At 51.7% G+C, this 22,564-nt stretch carries 19 protein-coding genes; 13 read left to right on the forward strand and 6 right to left on the reverse strand.

What is annotated here, in order from left to right; translation table 11 throughout:
- Positions 1 to 13 precede the first annotated feature (13 nt).
- The 3 genes from QMO62_RS20055 (at position 14) to QMO62_RS20065 (ending at position 2,318) form a co-directional block, all read left to right on the forward strand.
- Positions 14 to 1,867: a heparinase II/III family protein gene (locus tag QMO62_RS20055; RefSeq protein WP_284643661.1), complete on the forward strand. Its 1,854-nt coding sequence runs from the start codon at positions 14 to 16 to the stop codon at positions 1,865 to 1,867.
- The gene (locus QMO62_RS20060; protein WP_284643663.1) at positions 1,864 to 2,085 is read left to right on the forward strand and encodes a DUF2905 domain-containing protein; all 222 of its coding nucleotides are present in this window, start codon (positions 1,864 to 1,866) and stop codon (positions 2,083 to 2,085) included. Before QMO62_RS20055 ends, QMO62_RS20060 begins: the two co-directional genes overlap by 4 nt.
- 74 nt (positions 2,086 to 2,159) lie before the next feature.
- Positions 2,160 to 2,318 carry a hypothetical protein gene (locus QMO62_RS20065; protein WP_284643665.1) on the forward strand — a complete coding sequence of 53 codons (159 nt, stop codon included), beginning with the start codon at positions 2,160 to 2,162 and terminating at the stop codon, positions 2,316 to 2,318.
- 72 nt (positions 2,319 to 2,390) lie between these two features.
- Here the strand turns inward: QMO62_RS20065 and QMO62_RS20070 are convergent, their stop codons facing one another.
- On the reverse strand, positions 2,391 to 3,773 hold the full coding sequence (locus tag QMO62_RS20070) for an alpha-glucosidase/alpha-galactosidase (RefSeq protein WP_284643667.1): 1,383 nt from the start codon (positions 3,771 to 3,773) through the stop codon (positions 2,391 to 2,393).
- Between the two features lie 199 nt (positions 3,774 to 3,972).
- On the opposite strand from QMO62_RS20070, the gene QMO62_RS20075 reads away from it, so the two are divergent.
- Together QMO62_RS20075 and QMO62_RS20080 are read left to right on the forward strand one after the other, a co-directional pair.
- Positions 3,973 to 4,797 carry a helix-turn-helix domain-containing protein gene (locus QMO62_RS20075; protein ID WP_284643669.1) on the forward strand — a complete coding sequence of 275 codons (825 nt, stop codon included), beginning with the start codon at positions 3,973 to 3,975 and terminating at the stop codon, positions 4,795 to 4,797.
- 94 nt (positions 4,798 to 4,891) lie between these two features.
- A complete protein-coding gene (locus tag QMO62_RS20080) occupies positions 4,892 to 5,206 on the forward strand; it encodes a hypothetical protein (RefSeq protein ID WP_284643671.1) in 315 nt (104 codons plus the stop codon).
- Between the two features lie 5 nt (positions 5,207 to 5,211).
- Here the strand turns inward: QMO62_RS20080 and QMO62_RS20085 are convergent, their stop codons facing one another.
- Together QMO62_RS20085 and QMO62_RS20090 are read right to left on the reverse strand one after the other, a co-directional pair.
- On the reverse strand, positions 5,212 to 6,039 hold the full coding sequence (locus tag QMO62_RS20085) for an SPL family radical SAM protein (protein ID WP_284643673.1): 828 nt from the start codon (positions 6,037 to 6,039) through the stop codon (positions 5,212 to 5,214).
- A gap of 89 nt (positions 6,040 to 6,128) precedes the next feature.
- Entirely contained in the window at positions 6,129 to 7,094 is a 966-nt protein-coding gene (locus QMO62_RS20090) for an aldolase catalytic domain-containing protein (protein ID WP_284643675.1), read from the reverse strand.
- Positions 7,095 to 7,321: 227 nt separating this feature from the next.
- Between QMO62_RS20090 and QMO62_RS20095 the strand changes: the two genes are divergently transcribed.
- Positions 7,322 to 7,819, forward strand: coding sequence for an NUDIX hydrolase (locus QMO62_RS20095; RefSeq protein WP_284643677.1), 498 nt, complete (start codon positions 7,322 to 7,324; stop codon positions 7,817 to 7,819).
- 24 nt (positions 7,820 to 7,843) lie between these two features.
- Here the strand turns inward: QMO62_RS20095 and QMO62_RS20100 are convergent, their stop codons facing one another.
- On the reverse strand, positions 7,844 to 8,164 hold the full coding sequence (locus QMO62_RS20100; RefSeq protein ID WP_284643680.1) for a DUF4870 domain-containing protein: 321 nt from the start codon (positions 8,162 to 8,164) through the stop codon (positions 7,844 to 7,846).
- A 149-nt stretch (positions 8,165 to 8,313) separates the two neighbouring features.
- On the opposite strand from QMO62_RS20100, the gene QMO62_RS20105 reads away from it, so the two are divergent.
- Positions 8,314 to 8,766: a hypothetical protein gene (locus QMO62_RS20105; protein ID WP_284643682.1), complete on the forward strand. Its 453-nt coding sequence runs from the start codon at positions 8,314 to 8,316 to the stop codon at positions 8,764 to 8,766.
- Positions 8,767 to 8,892: 126 nt separating this feature from the next.
- The gene (locus QMO62_RS20110) at positions 8,893 to 9,768 is read left to right on the forward strand and encodes a cation diffusion facilitator family transporter (RefSeq protein ID WP_284643685.1); all 876 of its coding nucleotides are present in this window, start codon (positions 8,893 to 8,895) and stop codon (positions 9,766 to 9,768) included.
- Between the two features lie 58 nt (positions 9,769 to 9,826).
- Here the strand turns inward: QMO62_RS20110 and QMO62_RS20115 are convergent, their stop codons facing one another.
- A complete protein-coding gene (locus tag QMO62_RS20115) occupies positions 9,827 to 11,437 on the reverse strand; it encodes a PAS domain-containing sensor histidine kinase (RefSeq protein WP_284643687.1) in 1,611 nt (536 codons plus the stop codon).
- Between the two features lie 79 nt (positions 11,438 to 11,516).
- Positions 11,517 to 12,800, reverse strand: a complete 1,284-nt coding sequence (locus QMO62_RS20120; RefSeq protein WP_284643689.1) for a BaiN/RdsA family NAD(P)/FAD-dependent oxidoreductase — start codon at positions 12,798 to 12,800, stop codon at positions 11,517 to 11,519.
- A gap of 549 nt (positions 12,801 to 13,349) precedes the next feature.
- Between QMO62_RS20120 and QMO62_RS20125 the strand changes: the two genes are divergently transcribed.
- The 5 genes from QMO62_RS20125 (at position 13,350) to QMO62_RS20145 (ending at position 22,513) form a co-directional block, all read left to right on the forward strand.
- Positions 13,350 to 14,594: a DUF445 domain-containing protein gene (locus QMO62_RS20125; RefSeq protein ID WP_284643691.1), complete on the forward strand. Its 1,245-nt coding sequence runs from the start codon at positions 13,350 to 13,352 to the stop codon at positions 14,592 to 14,594.
- Between the two features lie 907 nt (positions 14,595 to 15,501).
- The gene (locus QMO62_RS20130) at positions 15,502 to 20,685 is read left to right on the forward strand and encodes a fibronectin type III domain-containing protein (RefSeq protein WP_372516728.1); all 5,184 of its coding nucleotides are present in this window, start codon (positions 15,502 to 15,504) and stop codon (positions 20,683 to 20,685) included.
- A gap of 254 nt (positions 20,686 to 20,939) precedes the next feature.
- Positions 20,940 to 21,851, forward strand: coding sequence for a polysaccharide deacetylase family protein (locus tag QMO62_RS20135; protein WP_284643695.1), 912 nt, complete (start codon positions 20,940 to 20,942; stop codon positions 21,849 to 21,851).
- A 59-nt stretch (positions 21,852 to 21,910) separates the two neighbouring features.
- Positions 21,911 to 22,045, forward strand: coding sequence for a hypothetical protein (locus QMO62_RS20140; protein WP_284643696.1), 135 nt, complete (start codon positions 21,911 to 21,913; stop codon positions 22,043 to 22,045).
- A gap of 27 nt (positions 22,046 to 22,072) precedes the next feature.
- Positions 22,073 to 22,513 (forward strand): DUF3905 domain-containing protein, encoded by a 441-nt coding sequence (locus QMO62_RS20145; protein ID WP_284643698.1) that lies wholly within the window; start codon positions 22,073 to 22,075, stop codon positions 22,511 to 22,513.
- Positions 22,514 to 22,564 lie beyond the last annotated feature (51 nt).

Genomic DNA, 22,564 nt, shown 5'->3' on the forward strand with positions numbered 1-22,564 from the left:
GGAGAGATAACTTATGGTCAGCTACAGGGAGCTTATCTTGGCAGTACAATCGGTAAAGGAACGTCCGGAGGGCTTGGCTGGAGACGTGCTCGATGAGGCGAGGCTTCAAGCCTTGCGGGAGGCGCCGCATCTGCAGGGGCTTGTAGGCGAAATTCATGAGGAAGCGGTTAAGGCTGGTCGGGAGCCGCTGCCGGAGCTGACATTTGCTGAGTTTCACAAATTTGCTTCCGTGGGAACCCGCAGGGACTACGAGAAGCCATATTTCGAACGAAGAGGACGATTGCTGGCTCTTGTGCTGGCGAGCTTGCTTGAAGATACGGACGCTTATATGGAAACACTAGAGAATGTCATCTGGGCGATCTGCGGCGAGTATGCATGGGCCGTGCCCGCTCACTTGCCGTCGCAGCTGGAGCAGGCCAGAACGTCCAGGCTGCCGATGTGGCAGGTTGTCGACTTGTTTGCGGCAGAGACGGCCCACGCACTGGCGGAAACGCTGTACCTGCTGGAGGACCGGTTGAACCCTTGGGTTGCCGACCGGATCCGGGAGGAGCTGGAGCGCCGGGTTTATCAGCCGCTCTTTAACACACCGCATCATTTCCATTGGGAAGCGGTAACGAACAATTGGTCGGCCGTATGCGCGGGTGCGGTAGGGATGGCCGCTCTTTTGACTGTGGATAACCGGGAACGCTTGGCCGGAATGCTGGATCGAGTGGTTCGAGCCATGGAGAGCTTTCTTGCCGGTTATGGAGAGGATGGCTGTTGTCCCGAGGGCATCGGGTATTGGAGCTACGGGTTCGGCTATTACGTCTTCTTTGCAGAAATGCTGCATACATACACCGGGGGGGAGATCGACCTGCTGCAAGGGGAGAAAATCCGGCGTATCGCCGAATTCCCTACAGGCATTGCCTTGACCTCGCCTCAGTTCGTTAATTTTTCCGACGCCTCGGAAAGTTATATCGTCAATCCCGGCATGTGCAGCCGGCTTACGAAGCGCCTTGGCGTAACGTCGCCACCACTTAAGGGTGTAAGGTCGTTCCATCAGGATCATTGCTACCGTTGGCCGCAGCTGGTTAGAATGATCGTCTGGACGGACCCTGCTCACATAAGTGACACCGTTAAGGAAGGCAGTTATTACTATAAGGATACGGAGTGGCTCATTGATAAACGGAACATTCGAGGGCATTTCATCGCCTTCGCCGCAAAAGGGGGACACAACGATGAACCGCATAACCACAACGATCTGGGGCATTTTATCGTTCATGCAGGCGGAGACAATCTGTTGTCCGATCTGGGGGCAGGCTTGTACACGAAGGATTATTTCGGTCCCTTACGTTATACGCTGATCCATAATAGCGCAGAGGGACATTCCATTCCGCTGGTAAACGGGATCCCTCAGTCGGCGGGCAGCGCCTCGCGTGCCAAGGTGGTTGAGAACGAGGAAGCGGCGGGACGCCGAAGGTTCGGGCTAGAGCTGGGCGGAGCTTATCCGGAGGAGGCAGGGCTTCAAGCATTTCAAAGAAGCTTTGTCTGGAGCACCGACGCGTCGGCAGGGGAAGCCAGATTGGAGCTTACAGACGCATTTCGGTTCGTCGGGGCGAATAATACAGTGGAGGAGCTGTTCATTAGCTTCTACGAGCCTTCGATCGAAGCAAACGGGAAGCGGATCGTATGGCGCGGATCAGGCGGCGAAGCCAGCTTAGAGCTTGGTGCCATTCAGGGGGCTGCTTCTGTGGAACGCATCGAAACGACTAAGCATCTGGGAGAGCCCGTAAACGTGTATCGCACTCGGATTGTTGTTTCTGAGCTTGGAAGCGATGCGGAGCTGACGTTCTTATTGCGAGTTGAAGGAGGAGGGAAACCGGCTTGAACTCGGTGCCCAAGCTGTTGATTATCGGTGGAATCGTGATGATCGTGATCGGGCTGCTTTGGATGGTCGGGGGACGGTTCCTGAACCTGGGCAGGCTGCCGGGCGACATTGCCGTCGAGAAGGAAGGCTTCAAGTTTTATTTTCCGATCGTGACTTGCATCGTTCTTAGCGTAGTGCTATCTCTGGTGATGTATGTGATTCGCTGGTTTATGCGGTAACCTCCGGTTGGTGAATGCCGTGATGCGGAATCGGCCACAATAGGAGATATTGCCCAAATGAGGTGAAGATCCGAATGAAGATCGAGACGCAGGACTACCGCATCGCGCGGCTTATGGATGATCCGCAAGCCGTTGCAGCCATTCAGGAGGCGGAGGAGAAAATTGCCAAGCTGTCAGGGCATGACGTCACTCTGATCGCTTATTCCCGTACAGCGGAGGAAGGCGAAGCGTAAGAAGGAAAAGGAACCCGTTCTGACGGCCAAGGTCAGCGGGTTCCTTTTGCTTATCGTTCGCTGCTATCCATTCTACCGAATGAATCGCAGCCGGCCCTCATCGGGTTGGGGAATGTCGTCCCACGTCCGCCCTTCGCCATTAAACTGGGGGAGCCATGGGGCCAGCGCATCGAACATCTCATCGCACATACGCCATACTTCCTCCGTGGTGCAAACCGCCGCTGTGAGAGGGTCATGCAGCACGGCTTGCTTCACCAGCTCGCGGTTGCCCGTCAGTGCCGCTTCCACAGCCATCTCCTGCACGCTGATGCTGACGCGGCACGTAGCGGCTGCAGCCAGCGGCAGCTTGCCGATGAAGGTCGGCTGAATCCCGTTCCGGTCCACGTAACAAGGAATCTCGATCGTGCAATCGTTCGGAAGATTCGTAATAAGTCCCTGATTTTCTATGTTAAAATGTCCCCGGTACACTCGACCTGTCTCCAGTGCCTCCAAAATGTAAGAGCCATGCTCCTCCGAGCGCTGGCCGAGCTTGATGAATTCCTTCTCGCCGCTGAGCCACTTCGGATAATCCTCCTTGTACTCGTCGCCGCGCGCGAGACAATGCTCAAGGTACCCCCCGGTTTTTCCTCCGATCCATACGTCAGGATAGATCCACTTGCCGATTTCTTCTTTACGCTTTCGATACCACGGCAGGTATTCGCTTAAATGTCCGTTCGACTCGGTAGAGAAGTACCCGAACCGTCTCAGCACATCAATTCTGCACGGCTCCCAGCGCGAGATATCCGGATGCTGCTCCATGGCCGGCAAAATCTCCTCCAGCACGCTGCGGCCATGATGGGATACCTGCACGAACCAGGTTTGATGGTTAATGCCAGCGGCAGTGAAATCCAGCTCCTGCTTAGGAATACCCAGTGCCTTCGCAATCAGGGAATGGCTATGCTGTACGCCGTGACATAAACCGATGATCTTCACGCCGCCCGCACGGCGAACGGCCCATGTATTCATCGCCATCGGGTTCGAGTAATTCAGCAGCAGCGCATTCGGCGCCAGCTCGCGCATGTCCCGTGCGATGTCCAGCAGCACAGGAATGGTGCGCAGGGCGAAGAACACGCCGCCGGGGCCAAGCGTGTCGCCGACACACTGATCGACCCCGTAGCGAAGCGGAATCTCAATGTCATGCCGGAAAGCCTCCAGCCCGCCGACCCGCGCCGTACAGAAGACATAATCTGCCCCGGCGATCGCTTCCCGTTGGTTTAAGGTTGCTGTGATCGTGGCCGGTAAACCATTGTCGGCGATCATTTTTCGACAGAGGTTCGTCACCATGCTCAGATTTTCTTCATGGATATCCATGAAACGGAATTGCGCATCGCGAAATTCCTCCACCGCGAGAATGTCCATTAATAAGCGCCGAGTGAAGCCGATGCTGCCTGCACCGATCATAGCGATTTTTATCATGTGTATAAGCCCTCCAAACAAAGAAATGAAGTTCTCTGAATTGACATGTCATTCCGGATACCTTCATAATAAAGCAAGAGCACGAGGGCGGACAATGATAACATATTTGCGAAAGGGTGCGACAATATTGCTGTATCCACATGAGAGCTGTGAGCGAACCAGCTTTGGCTTTAAGTACTTAAGCGAAGCCGGATTACCCATGCGACTGATCAATATCGGCTGGGATCGCGTGAACCGAAGCGATTACCGTTGGCACGGGCAAAAGCGCGGCGGCGGGTATGCCGTCTTTCAATATACCTTGTCCGGCAGAGGGATGCTGAGGGACGGATCGTCGCTTTACGCCTTGCCTAAGGGAACCGGCTTCTTGACCGTCATACCGGGGGATCAGGAGTATTATTTTCCGGAGGGCGGGGAGGAGTGGGAGTTTCTTTACGTGGTGGTAACGGGCAAGGATGCGCTCAACCACTGCAGCGAGCTGATGCGGAAGATGGGTCCGGTAATTGCCTTTAAAGAGCATGAAGAACCGATTCTCGCGCTTAGCAGGCTGTATTCCGAAATCGCCGGCAACCCGCAGCTGGACAAATATACGATTTCAACGCGGCTGTATGAGTGGATGATGGGTTTGCATAGATTGGCGGAGGGCAGGGATATCGTACGCGCTCCGGAGGAGCTGCCTGCGTCGATTCGGGCGGCTGTGAAGCTGATGAAGTCTTCTTACCGGGAGGACCTGTCCATTGATCAGCTGGCCTTGGCAGCCGGGCTAACCAAATTCCACTTTTGCCGGCAGTTTCTGAAGAAAACGGGCTTAAAGCCCAATCAATACTTGCGCAAGGTAAGGGTGGAGCGGGCAGCCTGGCTGCTGCGGCACACAGAGCAAACGGTGGAGTCGATCGCGGCGGAGGCGGGGTTCGGGTATGCGAATTATTTTAGCAAGGTATTTCGCTCGTTTGTGGGAGTAACGCCGCTTGAATACCGTATGGGGAAGAAGGTCGATCCCGTCTATTTTCTTAGAATCGAACAATAACACCCAAGCCAATTCGGTATTTGGAAATAATATGGAAGAGGGTTGATATTCATAAGCGACCTGCTGATCATTGATTCAGACGGGAGGTGAAGCCGTGCAAGCAATCAGCCCGATTCATGCAGAAGCCATATCCCCATATATCGGGAGACAGGTCTGCGCCGTGCTCCATGATGGAAGCTGCATTTATGGAACCATCACCGGTGTTGACGGCGGACATTTGCTGCTGGGAGGAGCTACGCAAGGAGCCTATACACTCTCTACGAACGAAAAAAAGGCCAAGTCCCAAATCATCCATCGGAACAAGGCGAAGGCGAAAACGAAAGCGTTCGGGTATCCATTTGGCGGAGCTTATGCTCTTAGTTTAGCGCTGATTTCATTGCTCTTTTTGGTTCCTTTCTTCTGGGTGTAATCGTATCAGAACGGCATGAAGCCGGCCTGGCTAATCCGAACCTGATCTTTGGCAAATCGGTGCTTGAGCTGCTCCATGACGCGCAAATAGGCGGAAGGGTCATACCAGTCCGCTGCGTTAAGCGACTGGTATATTGGTTGAAGGCCGAGTCGCGCAGTCCGCTTGCCGAGGCTTCCGTCACCCATGAAGTAATCGTCAAGGCAGATGCGCTGCACTCCCGTATCCGCTAACCGGTCCGCGAAGGCATCACTGCTCGGCAGCAGCGGAGAGACGGCAGCCTGTGCCGGAATGCCGGCATCACATAGCTGACGCAGGGCACGCAGCCGGGCCGGGATCGGCGGCGCAGCCGGAGAGAAGGCCTTACGCACTCCCTCAAGGTCCGTCTCAATGGTCATGCTGACCCGGACACCGCTTCCTAGCTGCCGCAGCACGTCTATATCACGCACGGCCAGCGGGGAGCGGGTCTGCACAAGCACGAAATCAGGGCGAACCTCCAGCATCGTTTCCAGCAAGGAGCGTGTGAGCTTCGTGCGATACTCGATCGGTTGATACGGATCGGTAGCGGACGACAGGAAGATCGTGATCGGTCCGCCTTTCTTCCGCTCTCGAACCAGCTCTTTATGCAGCTTGGCGGCAGCCCCCTCCTTCACATCAACCCACGTTCCCCAGGGGGCCGGGCGGAATTTTGCCACCGGCATTTCTCTGACATAACAATAGGAGCAAGCGAAGGCGCAGCCGGTATAGGGGTTTAAGGTATGCGTATACCCTGCGAGGTACCCGGAAGCCGGGTTGAGGAGCCTTGATGGGGTAGTGAAGGCTATGAAGGGCTTCATAAATAATTCCTCCTTTGCTCAACTAGGGTTTCGTGCCAAACCAAAAGACCGGTGCATTTCCCTCCAAGGGAAACCACCGGTCTTCATAATTATTCGGAATGATTAGCAGGCATCGCTTCAGGGGAGGTCAGTCTATCGTAGAACTCTACGAATTTGTCACGGTCCTCGCCGGCGCGAAGCGCCATGGCAGCACGCGGATGGTCGTTCAGTACGCCCGCGACCATGTAAGGAATAATGTAGCCCCACTCCCACTTCTCACGCATAGCGATCATATGCTTCTCGATAATTTCAAGCACCGGACGCAGATCGTACTTCGGATTTTTCAGGTAGCTTACGAGCAGCTCCGTAGGACAGTTACCTGCCGCACGGCCCATGCCGTATACGGAAGTGTCCAGGAACTGTACGCCCTTATTGGCACCCATGATCGTATTGGAGAAGGCGAGCTGCATGTTGTTGTGCATGTGCAGGCCGAGCTGCTTCTCAGGCAGTAAGCGCTGGAACTTCGCCGCAAGATAATCGATATCCTTGTAATCCATGCTGCCGTAGGAGTCAACGATGTATACTACATCCACCGGGCTTTTGTTGATTTCCTCGAAGGCTTCGTTCAGGTCGTTCTCCATGACATGGGAAAGCGCCATAATGTTGATTGTGGTTTCGTAGCCGTAGTCATGGAACTTCTGTACCAGATCAAGGGCCTTGTCCACATCCTTAATGTAGGTCGCCACGCGAATCAGGTCCAGCTGGCTCTGCTCGCGAGGGAGAATATCCTTCTCATCCACGCGTCCGATATCGACCAGTGCCGAGAGCTTCGTTTCGGTCTTCTGTGAGATAACCTCTTTCAAGAAGTCCTCATTCAGGAAGCGCCATGGGCCCGCATCGGCACCCTTGAGCAGCTTGGCGGAGTTTTTATAGCCGATCTCCATATATTCAACGCCGGCGGCGCTAAGTCCGTAATACATATCCTTTACGAATTGCACGCTGAAATCCCAGTTGTTAACCAAACCTCCGTCGCGGATGGTGCAGTCTAGAATTTTGTGTTGAACGTCTCTAGTCATCTTGAATTGCTCCTCTCCAAGTGTAAACTGCTTTCGTGCTTTTTAGCTTTTAAGCAGTAAAGGATTCATAATATATCCATTACTATTGCATAATATTGACTTTCTGTCAATGATAACAAATTCAAGACCGCCTGACAAACCCGCCCGACCATGCCCATACTATGAAAAAAAGGATTCCGGGATTCTTTGTGGAAGTACCTTGTACCCGAAGATGAGGAGACAACGGCATGCTGAAATATAATCTATGCTTTCTGAAAAAAGGAAATCAAGTGCTGATGCTGAACCGGGCTAAGGCACCGTTGCTAGGCATATGGAATGGAGTCGGAGGGAAGCTGGAGCCGGGAGAGACACCGGAGGAATCCATGCGTCGGGAAATCAGGGAAGAGACGGGGCTGGAAGCGCCGGAGACATTGCGTTTCACGGGCACTGTAACGTGGGATGTGGACGGAAGCTACACAGGGGGCATGTATGTGTATGTGGCTGAGGTCCCCGAGAATACGCTTAGGCAAACACCGCTGGATACGGAGGAGGGCATTCTCGCCTGGAAACCGATCGATTGGGTGTGCGATGCGGAGAATCGGGGCGTGGCCGTTCATGTGAAGTTTTTTCTGCCTTCGATGCTCGAGGGAGGAGAGCCGATGGAATATCGATGCGCCTTCCGGGGAGAGCGGCTTCTAGGGGTTGAGCCAAGGCCGCTCCACCTCCAAACCAGCGAAAAAGCCTGAGACCAAGCCTCAGGCTTTTTCGCATTATTTCAACAGTGTAAACCCGCCGATCAGCGGCAGCGGTTTGGTATAGCCGTTCAGTGCGTTCAGGATACCGATGATCGTCAGCACCAGGAGCCCCAGGTTAGCCAGAGGAACCAGGAACAGGCCTAAGAACGGAATCAAGCCGAGCACGACATTGGAGGCAATAGCGGTAAGCAGCAGCACAAGGCCCTGGTTGGCGTGATACATGGCGAACCGGGAATCTTTGGCGGCGAGTAGCGGGATGAAGAAGAGAAGGTAAGCTACGGCGGCGACCAGCTTGTTTTTCTCAGCGTCGGCTTTGGACTCGGGATCTACCGTCATACAGACACCTCATTTCATACAGAATGGGTTGGGACACGAGCAAGGATGACGGTACATCCTATGCGGGGCTAAGCCAGGTTATGCAAAGATGCCGTCCCTTCGGAGGGATAAACTTCCTGCTAAGGGGCAATCTAAACCTTAGACGTGAAATGCTTAACAGAGAGGACGAATCGCCGATGAGCAGCACACCGATTTTTTTTGAATTTGAAACACGGGATGAGGCGAATATGGCGGCAGGTACCCTGGAAGAGCTCGGCTACGGGGTCGGTCTTCATGACGACGCCGAGAAGTCGACTCTCCACGTAATCGTCGACGGATCGGATCTAACCTCGGCGCTTGAAATCGCACAAGCCCACGGGGGACGACTTGTCGAGCATCCCGGCACCCTGTCCGAGCCTGCAACCTTTGCGATGGCTTACGAAGAGCAGGAGATGATCCCGATCCCGGCGCATTTGGTGAATGAGGATTGGCAGGACGATCAGATCCAAGCTCCCGATTACGTTATGAAAGACCGAGGCTCCTATAATGATACGGATCATGAAGATCCGTTCGACCCGTCTCGCGACAAGTACGATCACTTCGATCCGGGAATTCACGTGTGATCAACGGATGGTTTTCTCATCAGCGGCGGTGCTCTGTTAGAAGTAACGGAGCACTGCTTCTTTTTCGCGGGGGTCATCAGGCAGGTCTGTACGTCATGTGAGTAATAGCTTGGAGGGAAGATAAGTTTGGAAACCTATGACGAGTTAAAAGAGGGCGAGAAGGGAGCATGGACTAGCATCGCCGCCTATCTTCTCTTAGCCGCTGTCAAGATCGGTACAGGCTTCTACACCGGCTCGGAGGCGCTTACCGCCGACGGGGTGAACAATACTACGGATATTCTTGTATCCGTAGCGGTGCTGATCGGGCTTCGAATCTCGCGCAAGCCGCCGGATCTTGATCATCCCTACGGGCACATGCGGGCTCAGACCATCGCTACGTTGGTGGCCTCCTTCGTGATGGCTACGGCGGGCATTCAGGTCGTCATTGAAGCCGGGCGCAGCTTCTTCGAGGCGAATCGCCCCGTTCCCGATATGCTTGCCGCTTGGGTCGCCATAGCCTGTGCCGCCGTCATGTGGGGCGTTTACTTGTATAACAGCCGGTTGGCGAAGCGCATCAATAACCAAGCGCTGGCAGCAGCGGCGCAAGACAATCGCTCCGATGCGTTCGTCAGCATCGGTGCGGCCGTCGGGATCGTCGGAGCAAGCTTCGGGATCGGTTGGCTGGATCCGGCTGCAGCGTTTGCCGTCGGCTTGATTATTTGCAAGACGGCCTGGAGTATTTTCACGGAGGCGACGCATATGCTGTCCGACGGCTTCGACGAGCAGAAGCTCCGGGTGTTCAGCAAAACCGTGAAGGAAACGCCGGGCGTAAAGCGAATCAAGGATATTCGCGCCCGCGCCCACGGCAATAACGTCCTTCTGGATGTGGTAGTTGAGGTAAGCAGGGAGCTTAGTGTAGAGCAAAGTCATGATATCAGCGACGATATTGAGAAGAGAATGATGGAGCAGCATGCGGTAGAAAATGTGCATGTGCATGTGGAGCCCTGCTCCCGTGACACGTAGCGCCGCCGGTGAAGAAAGGCCTGTTACCCAAGCGGTTAGCTGAGGGGAACAGGCCTTTCTAGGCAGGGGGAGAAGCTTCCAGGGGAAACCGGCAGGTGAAGGTGGTTCCGCCGCCCGGCTCGGAATCGACGCGGATTTGGAACCGGTGGCGCTCCGCTATCGCCAAACTAGTAGGCAATCCGAGTCCGGTACCGGTCGGCTTGGTCGTATAGAAAGGCTCGAAGATGCGGCTTAGCTGCTGCTCGTCCATGCCGACCCCGGTGTCCGCTATACGCATTTCGACACTATCCTCGCGGCGGCTTGTAGCAATGGTAAGGATACCTCCCTCTTCCATCGCGTGCATGCCGTTGGAGGCCAAATTCAGAATCAGCTGCTTAATCTCCTTCACATCTAACGGAATCTCCGGAAGCCCTTCCTCCAGAGATAGCCTAAGCGTCATCCCCTTCAGGTTGGCATCCGCCGATAGAAGAGGCGCAAGGGATTCAATCAATTCGTTCAGCTGCTGCTTTTCAACAATCTCCTTATCATCCTGCCTGGCGAGCGACAGATAGTCGGTAATAATGTTGTTGGCGCGGTCCAGTTCGGATAGGATAATGTCGAAGTAATGGTGCTGCTGCCTCTCGCTTTTTTCTTGAAGCACCTGTAGAAAGCCGCGCATGACGGCAAGCGGATTACGGATCTCGTGGGTGATGCCGGCAGCAAGCTGACCGACCAAATTCAGCCGCTCCCGCTCGCTCCATTCCTTCTTGAGCCGCTCCCACTCCGTAATGTCCTGATAGATGCCGACAGCGCCGGTAATGGTGGAGCCGTCCAGGCTGTATAAGGGATACGTGTGGACCATAAAGGTCATGCCCTTGTAGGTCGTCTGAACCTCGCGATACGTTTCCCCGCGCAAAGACCGGGAGAGCTTTACTTCCTCCGGAGGATTCCCGTTCTTGCGATAGAGCTCATTCACATCCATGCCGATCAGCTCGTCCTTCTGCCATTTGGAAAAATACGTTGCCGCTTCATCATTGATAACGGTGATTCTCCCTTGGCTGTCTACAGCCATGACGGAAAGGGGGAGCGAATTCAGCAAGGTTTTCTGCATAACCGATTGCGCCTGATATTTTTGCGACCATTCTTGGGCTTGGCGATACAGCCTCTCGTCCTCCGTAACATCCTCGAGGTAGGCGGCCGCTCCGACAGTATCCCCTGAGTCCGGATCCATAATAGGCGCTGCGCTCACTAGAAATACGCGGCCGGCAGCCGTTTGCAGTTTTCTTTTATTTATGGCAGTCGCTTGCTGCAGAGCTATGGTAATCGGAATTTCCTCGGAAGTATAACCTGCGGTCCGGAGTATTTCGTGAACATCTTGCCCAATACGCACCTCCAGCCCCGTCAACTCGTGCAGTAGCTGCCGTCCGCTGTCATTCATGTAGATCAGCTGATGGGAGCGGTTCATAGCAAAAAAAGCGCAAGGAATCCGCTGCACCATCCAATCAAGCCCGGCTCGGGACAGGGTCCGCCTTCGGGCCGGCCGCCATACGGCATAGACGAGCAGGGCGCCTGCACAGCAAGAGAGAAGAAGAACCGTCCAGCGAAAGGCAGAAGACGTTTCGGGCCACAGGAGAAGCATCCCCTGACTGATCAGGAGGAACAACATAAAATAAACATACCGATTGCTCATGACTGGGACCTACTTTCAAGTAGCGGCTCTCCGCTCTGATTCGTGCAGCTTCATGCCCTGCATAGGGCCTGGCATTCCCTTAGGTAAGAACGGCCGATTCGGAACGTACCCACTCCGCGGCGCTTTTGCCGGCGGTATAACCCGTTGTGAAAGCTGCCGTAATATTATACCCCCCGGTATACCCATGAATGTCCAAAATTTCGCCGCAAAAATACAACCCCTGCATCAGCCTCGACTGCATGGTCTTCGGCTCGATTTCCTTCAGATGAACGCCTCCGCCTGTCACGAACGCCTCTTCGATGGACAGTGTTCCTGCGATCTGAAGAGGAAATGCCTTCAGCAGCTGAGCCAGCTGGAGCCATGGCTGCTTCGGAATGTTATCGAAGGTGATGTGCTCGGACAGCCCCGACTTCTTAAGCAGAATAGGGATCATGCGCTCCGGGACCAGTCCCTTGAGCACATTCTTGATCGCCTTTTTCGGCTCTTGTCTTGCAAGGGACATGGAGTCCTCGAATACTTCATCCGCCGTCCGGTCAGGGAACAGATCGATCGTGATTTTGACGGTAGGCACCTCGAATTGCTTCTTGATCTTATGGATGAATTGGCTGCAGCGAAGCGCCGTCGGACCGGAGACGCCAAAATGGGTAAAGAGCAAATCGCCTTCATGCTCTACGACCTTTTTCCCTTTGGGATTCCACACGGAGACGACGATGTCCCGCAGCGAGAGACCTTGAAGCTCCTTGGATTGGATGAAGGCCTCCCTTGAGACCAGAGGCACCTCCGTCGGATATAACTCCGTGATCGTGTGGCCGGCGTCCTCCGCCCAAGCATAGCCGTCCCCGGTGGAACCGGTGTGAGGCACCGATTTGCCCCCGGAGGCAATGATGACGGCTCGGCTTTTCAAGCGTTCGCCATTCTTCAACTCCACTCCGGACGTTTGTCCGTCCTGATAGAGAACGCGCTTCACGGCGGCATTCACACGCATCGTAACGCCTTGGCTTCGCGCTTTGTTGATCAGAGCCTCGACAACCGTCTTGGCCTTGTCCGAGGCCGGGAACATACGTCCCCGATCCTCCTCCTTCAGAGCAATCCCCATCTGTTCAAAAAAAGCGATAATATCCCGATTGCTGAAATTGGCAAAAGCGCTGTACAGAAACCGGCCGTTGCCCGGAATGTTCTTGATGATTTCCTCAAATTCTTTATTATTGGTCACATTGCACCGCCCGCCGCCCGAGATGCCGAGCTTGCGTCCGAGTTTATCTCCCTTATCGATAAGAAGCACCTTCGCGCCATGAGCGCTGGCCGCAATACCGGCCATGAGCCCTGAAGGCCCTCCTCCGATGACGATCACATCATATAGCATAAATTCACCTTTTCCCGCTTGAGTCAAATAGATTATATTGCCAGTGTAACCAAAATGAAAATAAAACAAAAGACATATCTTAAGCGTCCGAATTTGGCAGGCTGTGCGACTGAATTTGACAAACATCGTAGTATTCTTTGTTGTATAATGGATTTTTCCTTTGGGTATTACTTCCGGATGAGGGGTGACAACATCTATGCTAAGCGATCGGAACATAGGGGAGTCCTACGGCAGTTTGGATCAACTGGAGCAGCGCATGCACGACTTGGCGAGCGGCATTTGCACCTGGTTACTTCACTGACACAGAACGCCGCGACATTAAAACAGACGTGCGATACGGTTCAGATGAACCGCAAACAAATGCGTTCGCTATGGGGACAGCTGAGAGCCAAGCGAACGTCCAAAGGGTAAGGGGAGGCAGCCGGGGTCGGCTGTTTTTTCCTTTTGGCCCCCATTGGAAATGTTACTGAAGATGAAGTAATATGTCTTATATGAATGGTTTCGACAAATATAGGCAGGAATGGCTATTTGAAATCAAGAGGTGATCCGATGAGCGGAAGAGCAAAATACACGGCTGCAGTATCCCTAGGCGTGATGGGGGCAGGGTTTGCCGCAACGCTGCCTTTTACCGGGAATCCTTGGGCAGCCTTCCTTCATAGCGGCTTCGAAGCCGGACTTGTCGGCGGACTGGCGGACTGGTTCGCCGTAACGGCTTTATTCCGCCATCCGCTGGGGCTTCCTATCCCGCATACTGCGCTGCTGCCGAAGAACAGGGACCGGGTAACCAAAGCCTTCGTATCGACGATTGAGAACGATCTGCTCAGCAAGGAAAGCATCATGAATAAGCTGACCGAGTGGCGCATCGTCTCACGGGTATTGGCTGCTGCTGAGAAGCAGTTACATTCGGATGAAGTGAAGAACGCCCTCCAGATGATTAGCGAGCGGTTAGTCGAGCAAATTCCGGTGGAGCAGGCGGTGGCCTTCGCGGAAAGTGAAATTCGCACCAAGCTGGAAACGCTGGATACCCGCAAGGCAATCGAGTTCGTCATGGAGCAGGTCCTTGCGAAGGAATATGACGAGAAGGCTTTTGATTTCGTCTTGGATGTAGCGGAGCAATTCGTCTTCCGGGACGAGACGAGGGATCGTCTTGGCGCGATGGCCTCCCAGGCGATCGGCCAAATGCAAACGGGCGGGTTTATGGGCTTCGCGCTGAATGCCTTCGCCGGCTTCCTCAACGAGGACAAGCTGGGCTCCATGATTCAGCAGTTCATCCTTAAGGCGCTGATGGATCTGCGAAGACAAGGGGACAACAACCGCAGGGCCATCCTGCATGCGGTACGAGGGAAGCTGCAGCAGATCTCGGAGGATCCGGAGCTGCTGGAGACGATTGGCGAGTGGAAGGAAAAACTGCTCGGCGAATGGAATTTGAACGAGCAATTGCACAGTCTTGCCATGCATTTGAAGGAAAAGGCTCTGGAATGGATTCGCAGCGAGCGGTTTGCGGCCTTCGTTCTGCCGCTGCTGGAGCGGATGCTGCAGAAGCTCCAGGAAGATGAGTCGCTCTTAGAGCGGATGGAGGCATACGTACGTGCGCAGCTTGCTCGATGGGTGGAGGCTAACCATCACAAAATCGGCGTGCTCATCCAAGAGAACGTCGAGCGTTTCGATAACGAAACCTTAATCCATCTGATGGAGGACAAGGTAGGAAAGGATCTGCAGTGGATCCGGGTGAACGGGGCCATCTGCGGCTTCCTGATCGGGCTGCTGCTCGAGGGGATTCGCTGGCTGGTGTAGAAGCACAAATTGGAAACGCAGGAGAAGGGAAGTCTAATAGGCTTCCCTTGCTCCTGCGTTTTTTGTTTGTTCCTCCGGTCATCAGAAAACCTTTGTCAGACTTGTAAAAGCAATCTCAACATGAGGGGAAGAGTCCCTCACTGGATCCTAAAAATATGTACTCTGTTCTTGGAAACAATTAAGAAATAATGAAAATGTTGAATATTTTATTATTTTCTCATATAAAGTCGAAATAATAGGAGGATTTCCTTAATTTAAAAAGGAATAATTAGGAATATTGCTACTAAAAGCCTATTAATCTAAAAATCTTTCTCGTGTGAAAGGAGGTAACATACCAGTGACATCTATAGCAAGTGATACTAGCTTTGGTGATGTTATTTCAACTTTAATTGCTACCGGTGTACATGAAGGAGTCCCCTAAAACTCCTACTTATTGATAATTATTTTTATCATTTTTTTGGAGGGTGCAGCTATAATGTTAAGGAGTAAATTAATAAAATATTGTTTATCAGCATTGGTTTTATCGATATTCTTATTACTTAATGGGCACAAAAATGTAAACGCCAGTAGTTCCGATACTGTTCTTGCAGTAAGCTGGGACTCAAAGTACATACTCTATATAACGTCAGATAATAGAATTTTTATAAACAACAAGTTGGTAGGAACCAATTTAAATTGGGAGAGATCGCGTACTACAGACAAATTTATAGAATCTCAAGAAATTAATGCAGGCATGGATAACATTGTATTGCCAATACAGTATGGAAGCTATACCTCTGATTACAAAGGAACTCGATCGCATGTATTTAGAGTTCCGATTAATGGAGCAAAATACTATTATTACCACACTTATGATGGTTTATCTTTTCTTACGACAGGAGTAACCCATTTAATTTTAGATGCAGATATGGCAGAAGTAACAGATTTGGATTCAGACGTTTACAATGTTTACTATTCCTCGGGTTATGAAACAAGGAGTTTTACCAACCAAGGAACTAAATCTGGATTAGCTGCTCCTGCGACAGCTCCTACAGTTTCGGTCACGTCGGTAGGGGCGACAAGTGCATCGATCAGATGGAATCTTGTTGAGAGGGCGACACGTTACGAGATTGAATTAAATGGAGTCATACTAGGAGATACAAATAATCTAAGCTTTTCGCAAAATAAACTTACTACCAATCAACCTTATGTTTACAGGGTAAGAGCAATAAATCCAGCAGGTGAGTCCGATTGGAGTAATTCTATTACAGTAAGAACTCTGTTGGAAAAACCGACCGTAGAAGCAGCAGTGTACAGTGATTCAGTTCGACTTTTTTGGAATGATGTACAAGACGCTACGACTTATCAAATCGAAGTGGACGGCGCTATCATTGAAAATGGGGTAAATACTAACTATACCCATAGTAATTTGTTACCAAGTACATCGCACAAATATAGAGTTAGGGCCCAAAATGGGGATTTATTTAGTGAATGGACAAATCTTGTCACTCTATGGACAACTCCTATAATACCAACTAATATTGTTGCGAACAGTACAAGTTCTGCAATAACTCTAAATTGGACTTCAGTTGCTGGGGCCACAGGATATGATGTCGAAGTAAATGGTACAACTACCGCTACATCTACCAACTCATTTACAAAAAACAATTTAAGCCCCAATACATCTCATATTTTTCGAATTAGGGCAAAAAATGTCGGCAGTACTAGTGAATGGACTTCTGAAATTATAAAGACCACTTTACTTGCAACACCCTCAATAACCGGAGCATCGACGAGCAGCACCATCACGCTAACTTGGCCTTCAATTCAAGGTGCTGCAAACTATGAAGTCGATGTCGATGGAAGTATTATCGATGTTGGAAACAATCCAAGTTATACCCATAGTGATTTAGCCGCGAACACTTCACACACATATAAAGTACGAGCGAAAAGTGCAGACAATTCAAGTGCATGGACTAACGCCATTACGCGTTCGACCTCTCCGGCCGAGCCAACGAATGTAAATGCCAACAGTACGAGCACTAGCGTTACCCTTACTTGGACGGCCATCACTGGAGCTACAGGGTATGACGTGGAAGTCGATGGAACAGTAGTGTCTTCTTCGAATATCAGTTATACGAAGAATAGCTTAACCCCAAACACATCTCATACCTTCCGTGTAAGATCGAAGAATGCCGGAGGCGTCAGCAACTGGACACCAGTTCTGGAGAAGACGACGCTGTTGACCACACCAACCGTAACCGGAGCATCGACGAGCAGCACCATCACGCTAACTTGGTCAGTAATCCAAGATGCTGTAAGCTATGAAGTCGATGTCGATGGAAGCATTATCGATATTGGAAACATTCTTAGCTATACCCATAGTGGTTTAGCTTCGAACACTTCGCACACATACAAAGTGCGGGCGAAAAGTGCGGATAATGCAAGCGCATGGACTAGCGCCATTACGCGTTCGACCTCTCCGGCCGAACCAACGAATGTAAGTGCCAGCAGTACGAGCAGTAGCGTTATCCTTACTTGGATAGCTGCGCCTGGAGCCACAGGGTATGACGTGGAAGTCGATGGAGTGACGGTATCTTCTTCGAATACTAGTTATACGAAGAGCAGCTTAACTCCGAACACAGCTCATACCTTCCGTGTAAGATCGAAGAATGCCGGAGGAGTTAGTGACTGGACACCGGTTCTAGAGAAGACAACGCTGCTGACCACACCCGTAGTAACGGGAGCTTCGACGAGCAGCACCATCACACTTACCTGGCCTTCAATTCAAGATGCTGTAAGCTATGAAGTCGATGTTTATGGAAGCATTATCGATATTGGTAACATTCTTAGCTATATCCAAAGTGGCTTAACCGCGAACACTTCGCACACTTACAAAGTACGGGCGAAGAGTGCAGACAATGTAAGTGCATGGACAAACGCTATTACGCGTTCGACCTCTCCGGCTGAGCCAACGAATGTAAGTGCCAGCAGCACGAGCACCAGTGTTACTCTTACTTGGACAGCTTCTACCGGAGCCACAGGGTATGACGTAGAAGTGGATGGAACGATGGTGTCCACATCGGGTACGGCAGTAAGTTATACGAAGAATAGCTTAGCCCCAAACACAATGCATACCTTCCGTGTAAGATCGAAGAATGCCGGAGGCGTGAGCGACTGGACACCGGTTCTGGAGAAAACGACGCTGCTGACCACACCAACCGTAACCGTAGCATCGACGAGCAGCACCATCACGCTAACTTGGCCTGCAATACAAGACGCTGCAAGCTATGAAGTCGATGTCGATGGAAGCATTAACGATATTGGAAACAATCCAAGCTATACCCATAGTGGCTTAGCCGCGAACACTTCGCACACTTACAAAGTGAGGGCGAAAAGTGCAGACAATGCAAGTGCATGGACTAGCGCAATTAGTCGTTCGACTTCTCCGACCCTGCCAACGAATGTAAGTGCCAGCAATACGAGCACCAGCATCACTCTCACTTGGATTGCTGCCCCTGGGGCCACAGGGTATGATGTGGAAGTGGATGGAGTGGTGGTGTCCCCATCGGGTATAGCAGTAAGTTACACAAAGGGCAGCTTAACCCCGAACACAACACATACCTTTCGTGTAAGATCGAAGAATGCCGGAGGCGTGAGCGACTGGACACCGGTTCTGGAGAAAACGACGCTACTGGCCACACCAACCGTAACCGGAGCATCGACGAGCAGCACCATCACACTAACTTGGCCAGCAATACAAGACGCTGCAAGCTATGAAGTCGATGTCGATGGAAGCATTAACGATATTGGAAACAATCCAAGCTATACCCATAGTGGCTTAGCCGCGAACACTTCGCACACTTACAAAGTGAGGGCGAAAAGTGCAGACAATGCAAGTGCATGGACTAGCATAATTAGTCGTTCGACTTCTCCGACCCTGCCAACGAATGTAAGTGCCAGCAATACGAGCACCAGCATCACTCTCACTTGGATTGCTGCCCCTGGGGCCACAGGGTATGATGTGGAAGTGGATGGAGCGGTGGTGTCCCCATCGGGTATAGCAGTAAGTTACACAAAGGGCAGCTTAACCCCGAACACAACACATACCTTTCGTGTAAGATCGAAGAATGCCGGAGGCGTCAGCGACTGGACACCGGTTCTGGAGAAGACGACGCTGCTGACCACACCCACCGTAACCGGAGCTTCGTCGAGTAGCACCATCACACTAGCTTGGTTTGCAATCCAAGATGCTGTAAGCTATGAAGTCGATGTCGATGGAAGTATTATCGATATTGGAAACATTCTTAGCTATACCCATAGTGGTTTAGCTGCGAACACTTCGCACACTTTTAAAGTACGGGCGAAAAGTGCAGACAATGCAAGTGCATGGACTAGCGAAATTAGTCGTTCGACTTCTCCGGCCACGCCAACAAATGTAAGTGCCAGCAGTACGAGCAGTAGCGTTATCCTTACTTGGACTGCTGCGCCTGGAGCCACAGGGTATGACGTGGAAGTCGATGGAGTGACGGTATCTTCTTCGAATACTAGTTATACGAAGAACAGCTTAACTCCGAACACAGCTCATACCTTCCGTGTAAGATCGAAGAATGCCGGAGGAGTTAGTGACTGGACACCGGTTCTAGAGAAGACAACGCTGCTGACCACACCCGTAGTAACGGGAGCTTCGACGAGCAGCACCATCACACTTACCTGGCCTTCAATTCAAGATGCTGTAAGCTATGAAGTCGATGTTTATGGAAGCATTATCGATATTGGTAACATTCTTAGCTATATCCAAAGTGGCTTAACCGCGAACACTTCGCACACTTACAAAGTACGGGCGAAGAGTGCAGACAATGTAAGTGCATGGACAAACGCTATTACGCGTTCGACCTCTCCGGCTGAGCCAACGAATGTAAGTGCCAGCAGCACGAGCACCAGTGTTACTCTTACTTGGACAGCTTCTACCGGAGCCACAGGGTATGACGTAGAAGTGGATGGAACGATGGTGTCCACATCGGGTACGGCAGTAAGTTATACGAAGAATAGCTTAGCCCCAAACACAATGCATACCTTCCGTGTAAGATCGAAGAATGCCGGAGGCGTGAGCGACTGGACACCGGTTCTGGAGAAAACGACGCTGCTGACCACACCAACCGTAACCGTAGCATCGACGAGCAGCACCATCACGCTAACTTGGCCTGCAATACAAGACGCTGCAAGCTATGAAGTCGATGTCGATGGAAGCATTAACGATATTGGAAACAATCCAAGCTATACCCATAGTAGCTTAGCCGCGAACACTTCGCACACTTACAAAGTGAGGGCGAAAAGTGCAGACAATGCAAGTGCATGGACTAGTGCAATTAGTCGTTCGACTTCTCCGACCCTGCCAACGAATGTAAGTGCCAGCAGTACGAGCACCAGCATCACTCTTACTTGGACTGCTGCCCCTGGAGCCACAGGGTATGACGTGGAAGTGGATGGAATAGTTGTATCTTCTTCGAATACTAGTTATACGAAGAATAGCTTAACCCCGAACACAACACATACCTTTCGTGTAAGATCGAAGAATGCCGGAGGCGTGAGCGACTGGACACCGGTTCTGGAGAAAACGACGCTACTGGCCACACCAACCGTAACCGGAGCATCGACGAGCAGCACCATCACACTAGCTTGGCCTGCAACCCAAGATGCTGTAAGCTACGAAGTCGATGTTGATGGAAGCATTATCGATATTGGAAATAATCCAAGCTATACCCATAGTGGTTTAGCTGCGAACACTTCGCACACTTACAAAGTACGGGCAAAAAGTGCAGACAATGTAAGTGTATGGACAAACGCTATTACACGTTCAACCTCTCCGGCCGAGCCGACGAATGTAAGTGCCAGCAGTACAAGCACCAGTATCACTTTTACTTGGACGGCGGCTATTGGAGCCACAGGGTATGACGTGGAAGTGGATGGAATAGTTGTATCTTCTTCGAAAACTAGTTATACGAAGAATAGCTTAGCCCCGAACACAGTACATACCTTCCGTGTAAGATCGAAAAATACCGGAGGCGTCAGCGACTGGACACTTGCCATAGAGAAAAGCACATTATCCTAAATGGCATCCAAAAGTCGCCTCTTAAAGAAGTAAAAAAAGATGACTTCCAATTAATTGGAGGTCATCTTTTTTTTTCGAAGCCTATCATTGCACCAGGTTTAGGGGTGTTGATATTTCCATTTCCTTTAGTAGGCAGGCAGCACGGCAGAGCCCTTACCCTTATATACCAGCCCTTCCAGCAATCCTACAGCGGCGGGCTATCCGCTCCAAGCCATACTAAATCCTACCCTAGTTAGGATAAAGGAGGGCGGAGCATGAAACGGAAAAGCTATGTTTGGATCGGGGCGGGTGCCCTTACGGCGGTACTGATTGGAATAGGAATACTCGCTTCAGATGACAGCAAGGAGCCGCTTCGGAGGATCTCGCAAAGCAGTCCGTTGAACCTGCTTCCTCATGCCGAGAAACCATCTGAGCCGGTCCCTATCGTTTCCACCCCAACGCATTCATCAGCCCCTGATGCCCGAATGGAGGCAAATCGGCAGCAGACAGTAGAGAACTTTGTCGAGAGCCCTAGTAGCCCGCCTGCCACCGACAAAAGGGCTTATTTGACCTTCGATGACGGTCCGTCCCGAAGCACGCCCCAAATTCTCGAGGTGCTCAAGGAACATAACGTGAAAGCCACCTTCTTCGTCGTGGGAAAGACCTCTGAGGAAAGCAAATCGCTTTATAGGCAAATCGCAAAAGAGGGACACGCGATCGGGAATCATACTTACAGTCATGATTACCGCAAGGTGTACGCATCGGTAGCTGCATTCAAGCAGGACGTTGGGCGCCTGAACGATCTGCTGGAAGAAACGGTCGGCGTTCGTCCGGACATCTTGAGGTTTCCAGGCGGCTCCAACAATCATTTATCGAGAAAAAGCGGCGGTCGTCAGATCATGCCGAATATTGCCCGGGAAATGTCGAATGCTGGATACCAATACTTTGATTGGAATGTCAGCTCTACGGATGCGGCAGCTCCCGTTCAAGAAAAGGAGCTCATTATTCACTCGGTAAAGGCCAATAGTGACGGCAAGAAGGACATCATCGTTCTCATGCATGATATGGATGCGAAGCGGACTACCGTTGAGGCGTTACCCTCTGTTATCCGTTATTTAAAGGAGCAGGGCTATGAATTCCGGACCTTGAAGCGGGACAGCTTTACTTACCAATTTTTGAAACCATGACCGTTCGGTAATTTCCTGCCATATTTCACATACTAAGGAGCAGAAGGGAGTGAGCAGCGATGGTCAAGAAACAGTCCAACAGCTCTGTTGAGCAAGCCAAGCAAGCTCGCGGGAACGGGCAAACGAGCAGCCCGGATCCGACAAGCGCGGCGTTCGATAAGAAGCTGGACGGCCCTAATCGTCCTTCGGTGTAACGATCGCCATCATCCGAGGAGGTTCTCATGAAAGACAAGAATACGCAAACCTATGAGAACGTAGAAACAAACATTGAGTATAACGAAAAGAACGATCCGACCCTCGATCCGTTCGAAATTAACTTTCGTGCGGAGTACCAGCAAGACCGCGGGCCTCGGGAGCCGTTCGTCAACGAGCACGGCGTTCTGATCGGTGACCATGAATATGAATCGGACAATTCCCCGTTGGAGAATTGGAGCAAGGATACGGATCCTTCCGTCATGTCGGGAGACGACTGGGTGCATCCCTATAAAGATGTAGGCTTCCAGACAGCCGAGAACAAGGAATTGTTCGAACAAGGGATTCCTCCGCAGGGTTATCCTTTTATGCATCCGGATAAGGATGTTGCTTACAAGCCGTATCTATTCGAGAGTCAAGAAGGGGATCCCGATGTCAAGAAGAAAGACACGAAGCGCGGACGTCCTTAGGGCCTCCGCCCCTTCTTCTGCAGAAAAGAGGCGCTTGCTTTCATTCCTCCC

The sequence above is a fragment of the Paenibacillus silviterrae genome (assembly GCF_030167925.1).
In the GTDB taxonomy this organism is placed as follows: Bacteria; Bacillota; Bacilli; order Paenibacillales; family NBRC-103111; genus Paenibacillus_G; species Paenibacillus_G silviterrae.